The organism is Desulfovibrionales bacterium (assembly GCA_028715605.1).
Classification (GTDB): domain Bacteria; phylum Desulfobacterota; class QYQD01; order QYQD01; family QYQD01; genus QYQD01.
Genome location: JAQURM010000001.1, coordinates 572514 through 579629 on the forward strand (window position 1 = coordinate 572514; position 7116 = coordinate 579629).

Annotated in this window: 6 protein-coding genes and 1 tRNA gene; 4 read left to right on the forward strand and 3 right to left on the reverse strand. The window is 48.2% G+C overall.

Going from position 1 to position 7116, the window contains the following annotated elements; translation table 11 throughout:
• Positions 1-218 precede the first annotated feature (218 nt).
• Entirely contained in the window at positions 219-1346 is a 1128-nt protein-coding gene (locus tag PHT49_02665; GenBank protein ID MDD5450785.1) for a DegT/DnrJ/EryC1/StrS family aminotransferase, read from the forward strand.
• A 118-nt stretch (positions 1347-1464) separates the two neighbouring features.
• On the opposite strand, the gene PHT49_02670 is transcribed toward PHT49_02665, so the two are convergent.
• Entirely contained in the window at positions 1465-1740 is a 276-nt protein-coding gene (locus PHT49_02670; protein ID MDD5450786.1) for a hypothetical protein, read from the reverse strand.
• A 170-nt stretch (positions 1741-1910) separates the two neighbouring features.
• Here PHT49_02670 and PHT49_02675 point away from each other — a divergent pair, with 170 nt between their 5' ends.
• From PHT49_02675 to PHT49_02685, 3 genes are all read left to right on the forward strand, one after another.
• Positions 1911-2753: a universal stress protein gene (locus PHT49_02675; protein ID MDD5450787.1), complete on the forward strand. Its 843-nt coding sequence runs from the start codon at positions 1911-1913 to the stop codon at positions 2751-2753.
• Positions 2743-5448: a cation-transporting P-type ATPase gene (locus tag PHT49_02680; GenBank protein MDD5450788.1), complete on the forward strand. Its 2706-nt coding sequence runs from the start codon at positions 2743-2745 to the stop codon at positions 5446-5448. Before PHT49_02675 ends, PHT49_02680 begins: the two co-directional genes overlap by 11 nt.
• Before the next feature lie 49 nt (positions 5449-5497).
• A tRNA-Arg gene (locus PHT49_02685) sits at positions 5498-5574 on the forward strand.
• Between the two features lie 29 nt (positions 5575-5603).
• Here PHT49_02685 and PHT49_02690 read toward each other — a convergent pair.
• Both PHT49_02690 and PHT49_02695 read right to left on the reverse strand, forming a co-directional pair.
• Positions 5604-6044 (reverse strand): hypothetical protein, encoded by a 441-nt coding sequence (locus PHT49_02690; protein ID MDD5450789.1) that lies wholly within the window; start codon positions 6042-6044, stop codon positions 5604-5606.
• Positions 6041-6586, reverse strand: a complete 546-nt coding sequence (locus tag PHT49_02695) for a DUF433 domain-containing protein (protein ID MDD5450790.1) — start codon at positions 6584-6586, stop codon at positions 6041-6043. Before PHT49_02695 ends, PHT49_02690 begins: the two co-directional genes overlap by 4 nt.
• Positions 6587-7116 lie beyond the last annotated feature (530 nt).

Genomic DNA, 7116 nt, shown 5'->3' on the forward strand with positions numbered 1-7116 from the left:
CGCCTTGCATCTAATATCTTGCTGGTGATCAGGAATACCCTCAACCTGCTGATGTTAATCTTGATAGCCAAACTAGAGGTGGATTTGGGCATAACATAACGACGGAATATAGACCGTGAGCATCTTTTCACTTGCAGTTAATACCTGTATAAATTAAAGTGCACCGTCAAATGTTTCTCTCATCATCAGGACATAACCGGATATAAAATTTAAGGGGTATGAGATTGAACTTCGTTGACTTAAGACGCCAATATCTCTCCTACAGAGAAGAGATTGACCGGGCCATAGACAAGGTTTTGAACTCAACCCGGTTCATAATGGGACCGGAAATAAAAGAATTGGAAGAGCAACTTGCCGCCTATGTGGGGGTGAAACACGCCATAGGTGTCAGTTCCGGGACCGATGCCTTGCTTTTAGCCCTTATGGCTTACGATATAAAACCAGGGGACGAAATTATAACTACCCCCTTCAGCTTTATTGCCACAGCCGAGGTCATCTCCCTGTTAAAGGCCAAACCGGTCTTTGCAGACATCGAAGACAGCACCTACAACCTTGACCCCGCGAAAATAGCCGGGATAATAGAACAGAAGAAGAAAGCAGAAGAATTCAGGATTAAAGGTATTATAGCCGTAAGCCTGTATGGTCAATGTGCAGATTTTGACGCCTTAAATTCTATAGCCCAAAAACATAATCTTTTTGTCTTAGAGGACGCCTGTCAATCCTTTGGCGCAACCTATAAAGGCAGGCGCTCCTGTTCCCTTACTGACGTGGCGGCCACATCATTTTTCCCTTCGAAACCACTGGGCTGCTATGGCGATGGGGGGATGTTGTTTACCGGTGATGATTCCTTGGCCGGGAAGGTGCGTCACCTGCGCGAACACGGCTCTCAGGAAAGGTATGAGCACAAGTATGTCGGGTTAAACAGCCGCCTGGACACCATTCAGGCGGCTGTTTTGCTTGCCAAGTTCAGGCACTTTGAAGATGAGCTTATTTTGAGGCAGAAATGCGGGGCGTACTACACAGAAAAATTGAAGGACCTCCAACCAACGGTAATCCCACCTGCCATCTTGGCGCATAATAAAAGCGTCTATGCCCAGTATTCCATCCGGGTAAAAAGACGTGACCATCTGGCTGAGTCGCTCAAGAAAGATGGTATCCCCACCGCTATCCACTATCCAAAACCCCTGCACCTGCAGACAGCCCTCGATTATCTGGGACACCGTCGGGGAGACTTCCCTGTCTCTGAATCCGTGGCCGGGGAAATACTCTCCCTGCCTATGCACCCTTTTCTTACGGAAGACGAGCAATCCTTTATTGTGGACAGGATTGCCGCAGCACTGGCTTAGCTACTTTTTAACGGCCAAGAGGTTCTTTACGCAGATATATACTAATACCGGCCATCCGGCGATAACTGCAATCCAGAGCAATAAGCCGAGAAACCCCAGTCCGCACATGGCCTTATAATTAAGTTGTCAAGCAGGCAAAACGCCAGCAGCAATCAGCCTGATCGCAATATACGATAGCCGTGCCGAAACAGTCAAAATTGCCTTCCGCGCGCTGGATGGCCCTGACTGCATCTGCAAGCGTGAGGCCCTCGATAGAGATGTTCAAGCCTTTGGCCCTTTTTGCCGCCATGGCCTTGGCCTTTGCCGTAACGCCAGCCCCTCCTTTATTCACTGCCGCCGGAGCCTTTGGTTTTTTGGCCTTTGCCGCCGTCTCTTTTTTCGCTTTCACCGCCATAGTCAAATAACCTCCCTGTTCTTAAACGATCATAAAAAATAATACGATTATTCTTATTCGTTGACAACTGTTTTCTTTATATCCTAAAGTTTAATTAAGTTGAGGCAACGATCTAAAATTACATAATCTTCTTGTCGGATATTTTTTAATTATAGTTAAAGAAGATCGCCATGACGTACAAAAAAATCTTATCCGCAGTTAATGAACACCTGAATGCAGAAATCTCGGCAAGGTATGCCATGAACCTGGCGCGGGCCTGTGCGGCAAGGTTCTACCTGTGTTTTGTGGCGGAAAAGGGGATGTCCAGAACCGGCCTGGACCGGGCCGAGGATGCCATGAAGAGACTATTTAATGCGGCCCTGGCCATGGGCCTTCCGGTGGAGAGCATTATAGGGACCGGAGACCCGGTGCAAGAGGTTGACAAAATTGTCAGGCAAGAAAAGATCGACATAGTGTTTGCCTCCACGCGGAGGGAAGATATTGAGAAAAGATTCTACGCCGGCACCGTTGCCAGAGGCCTTTCTCTAAAACTTCCCTGCTCCGTAGCCCTGGTGCGGGTGGTGCACATGGGAAAGATACACCCGCACAAGATACTCGTACCCTTGAAAGCCAGGATTGACCGTATAGCAGAAAGGGCGTACTTCACCTCAAGGATAGCCCGGAGTTTTGGTTCAAAGGTGTTCGTCTTTCATGCCACAAGGCCCATGACCAGGTTTTTCCATGGCGAGATACATCTGACTCCGGCCCAATGGGAAAAGAGATTGCCGGGAGACATCACGGATTTCATAGGGCACATCCGGAGACATAAGATTGAGATTGAAGGCCGGTTTTCGCCCGGCGCCACCGCCCGGAGTATAACCATAGAGGCGGCGGCCAAAAGGCACGACCTGATAATAATGGGAGCCAGCCAAAGGAACCTGTTAAGTGCGGTTCTGAAAGGCAACCCCGTGGAAGATGTCCTGAGAACGACACCCTGCGACCTCATAATCCTGAGCCCCCGGCATGAAGATTAATAACCTCACCAGAGAAGAAGTTTTACGCAATCTGGTCACATCAGAAAGCGGCCTCACCGAAGAAGAGTCCCAAAAGCGGTTTCTGGAATTCGGCCCCAATGAGATCAGAGAGGTAAGGAAGACCTCCTTATCCATCCGTTTTCTGAGACAATTTACCCATTTTCTGGCCATACTTCTCTGGATAGGGGCCGGGCTGGCCTTTTTATCAGAATATCTGCACCCCGGAGAGGGGATGCTGACCCTCGGCCTGGCCATAACGGGTGTAATATTCATCAACGCCGTCTTTACATTTATACAGGAATACAAGGCGGAAAAGGCCATTGAGAAATTAAGACTTCTCCTCCCTTTTCAGGTGAAAGTAATAAGGGAAGGGAGAGAAAGGGATCTGCCGGCCAGAGAGGTAGTACCGGGGGATTTAATCATCCTTTCCGAAGGCGACAAGGTCCCGGCAGATACCAGGCTCATAGATGTCGCCTACCTTATGGTAAACAATGCCCCTCTCACCGGCGAATCCGAGCCCGTGTCTTTACATCATGAACCCGGTGAGGAGGAACTGATAGTAAGCAGAAATATCGCCTTTGCCGGAACGACCGTGGTGAGCGGTTCTGGAAAGGCCATAGCCTTTGCCACCGGTATGCGGACCGAGTTTGGCCGTATAGCCCACCTGACCAGTGCCGTGGAGGCCGGGTTAAGCCCCCTCCAGAAAGAGATTATTAAAGTGACCAGAATCATCGCCTTTTTAGCTACAACGACGGGTGTTGTCTTTTTCGTTATCGGGCACCTCATTGGAAGGGGATTCTGGGAAAACTTTATCTTTGCCGTAGGTATAATCGTGGCCAATGTGCCGGAAGGGCTGCTTCCCACAGTCACCCTGTCCCTGGCCATGGGAAGCCAGAGGATGGCCAGGAAAATGGCCCTGATAAAGACCCTTACCTCGGTTGAAACCTTGGGCTCGGTGACCGTTATATGCACAGACAAGACCGGCACCCTTACCCAGAACCGGATGGAGGCAAAAAAAATATGGACGGTCGATGAGCAACAGTCCACAGTCAACAGCCTGATGAGAATAGCCTATTTTTGTAACAATGCCCGGATTATTGATGGACAATATAAGGGAGATCCCACAGAGATTGCACTTTTAAAGGCGGCAAGGGAAACCGTCGGGGATTTGAAGGCAGAGCGGGTGTTTGAAATACCCTTTGATTCCGAAAGAAAACGGATGACCACGATTCAGGAGACAGAAGTCAGGAGACAGAAGTCAGAAGAAAAAACTATCTATACCGCTTATACCAAAGGGGCTTTAGAAAGCGTTTTACCATTATGCAGCCACATACTGATAAACAAAAAGGTCATCCCGTTAAATGAGACTGACAAAAAAAGAATTATGGATGCCTATCATTCATTGACGGATATGGGTTTAAGGGTGCTTGCTTTTGCCTACAAAGAGATCGAAAAAAGTTCAAAGTTCAAAGTTCAAAGTTCAAAAAATAAAGACATGGTACTCGAAAAAGATATGATTTTTGTCGGATTAATAGGTCTGGAAGACCCGCCCAGGCCGGAAGTCCCTGAAGCCCTGGAGAAATGCCATGCGGCGGGCATAAAGGTGATAATGATTACCGGCGACGGAAGCCGGACGGCCCTGGCCATTGCCAGGGAGATAGGGCTGGTAAGGGGTAATACGGTGGTGATAGAGGGGCATGAATTCGAGAGGATGGGTGATAGGGAACTCAGAGAAAAACTCACCGGGAAAGAGGTGATATTTGCCCGGATGGCGCCCAAGCACAAGATGCGGGTGGTATCCATTCTTAAGGAAGAGGGGGAGAGGGTGGCCGTGACCGGTGATGGAGTAAACGACGCCCCGGCCTTGAAGAAGGCGGATATTGGCATCGCCATGGGCATCTCTGGAACCGACGTGGCCAAGGAAGCCGCGGATATGATATTACTCGATGACAACTTTGCCACCATCGTGAACGCCGTAGAGGAGGGCCGGGCTGTGTATGAGAACATAAGGAAATTTATAAGTTACATATTCTCATCAAACATCCCTGAGCTTGTGCCTTACCTTGCCTATGTGCTTTTCAGAATCCCTCTACCCCTGACTATCATGCAGATACTGGCGGTTGACCTGGGGACGGACATGCTCCCGGCCCTGGCCCTGGGGGCGGAAAAACCTACCAAGGAAGTCATGAAACAGCCGCCGAGGAGACCTGAGAAGAGGCTCCTGAATTTAAAACTCTTGAGCCGTGCCTATTTATTTCTCGGCCCTATAGAGGCCGTAGCAGGGCTATTTGGATTCTTTTATGTGTTGAATACCGGCGGCTGGGAGTGGGGAGAGATGCTGGCCGCAAACCATCCGCTTTACATGCAGGCCACCACCGCCTGCCTTACGGCGATAATAATCACTCAGGTGGCCAATATCTTCGCATGCCGCTCCTTCAGGGAATCTGTATTCCGCATCGGCTTTTTCTCTAACAAATTGATATTTGTCGGCATAGCATCTGAGCTTATGTTGCAGTTATTTATCGTCTATCATCCCTGGGGTAATAAGATATTTTCCACCTATCCTATTTCAGTAAATATATGGCTTGCCTTGATACCCTTTGCCTTTATCTTGTTTGCGGCAGAAGAGATGAGGAAAGTTATGGCATCAAGAATGAAGGCCGGAAGCCGGGCTAACGCCGGGCAGGGTATGTAGGCAGATTGCGATTGACAGCCGGCCAAACAAGAGGTTATATAGCCGCAGTGGGCGATTAGCTCAGGTGGATAGAGCGTTGGTCTCCGGAACCAAAGGTCGTGGGTTCGAGTCCCGCATCGCCCACCATTTTTAGACCACTAAGAATATTTCCCAACCTATAACGTAGATTTCCATCTATCACAAGAGAGCCACAATTCAACCTTCCCTGGACGATTGCTGGATACGAAACTGCTTTTTTTAGTAGAACCCTTGATTTTAGCTATGAACGGGCGATTGTTCGCCTCAATAAATCTTGTTACCTTGTGAATAGTACTAATGAAGTTAGTGGCAAGCTCTTGATGGGTCATATTGCCAATTAGTATAAATAACCCTACGCCTGCGCGCATAACAGCATCTATTTCGTTTGGTTTATATCGAATCCGTTTATCATGCGTGAGGCAAAACCAACCCTTTCGACCTACTTGGGTAAGCCAGTCTTCGTCTTTTGCATCATGTGCGAAGTGATCTGAGTGTTTTTCGACACGTATTCCTGCCTTTGCGAGCTGCTTTGGGAATAAATTACCTAAGTCCCGATCAGTAAAGAAGATTGGGATCAAGCGGCTTTCTCGTAGAGGAGGACTTCCGTTACATCCGAAAGCTCGAGATCATAGTCTTTCGCTACTTCGTCTGGCGATTCACCGGCATCGATTCGAGCCACAATTGCTGCTGTAGAAATGCCTTTCTTTTTAATTATTGGCCGTCCGAACGCGATGAGTGGATCAATGACAATTAGCTGCTTGGAGATATCCGTGTGTGAAAAAGGAAACAGACGTATTGGCATTTTTTGGGGGTCCCACTCAACTCTCTGGAGATGCCTCATTAGGACCTCTTTTATAGCAACTTGCCCTGCTTTTGTCAGGTTGATCAATTCGCCGTATTTTTCAAGAAAAAGTTCCCCGGCTGAAGTACGAAGTTCAGGGCTTAAGAGAAGATGCGTAATACCAAATTTTCCCTGCGCATAATCGAGGGCATTACGGACAGCTCTCACAGATACAACATGCTCAGTACGCAACGCACGAAGCACATGCGCCTCTACCAAATTCCAAAACGAAAGTCGAGGAGGGGCAGCGGGTTCGATAAGCGGCCTAAAGAAAGCCATTTTCCCCTTTCGAGGATACTGGCGACCGAGCATCCATGATCGTAATGTTGCAGGGGCTAGGCGGATATACCTACCTGCTTCTACTATAGTATAAGCGGGTAAATCCCGTGGATCCCGCCCGCCGTAAATGTCAGGCGATCTATGTTTCATGCCTTCCTCACAGTTAACTGCTTACTATGGTCAGTTTATTAAAACCCTAGCTTAGGTTCCTATCCTTTGTCAATAATTAATCGATGTAAAGCTTCGGGGCCACCATTTGGAGGCACAGAGATGCCTCCGCCATAATCCCTTATCGGCATAATAGCGGATAAGGGGAGCAAGAGGTAGATTGTTGTTTCTCAGATTGCCTTTCTTTTGATTTGAAGAAGAGTGTAAGCGGTTGGGTGTTATGCAACGTAAGAATCAACGTTATATATAGGGCGATCGAGAGATCATACCCTCAATGGTGGCATAGAAAAAAATAATTATCTATCTACCCCAAAAAGAATCCTCCTGTTAAGAAGAAAAAGAATTTGCCCAAATTCAATATC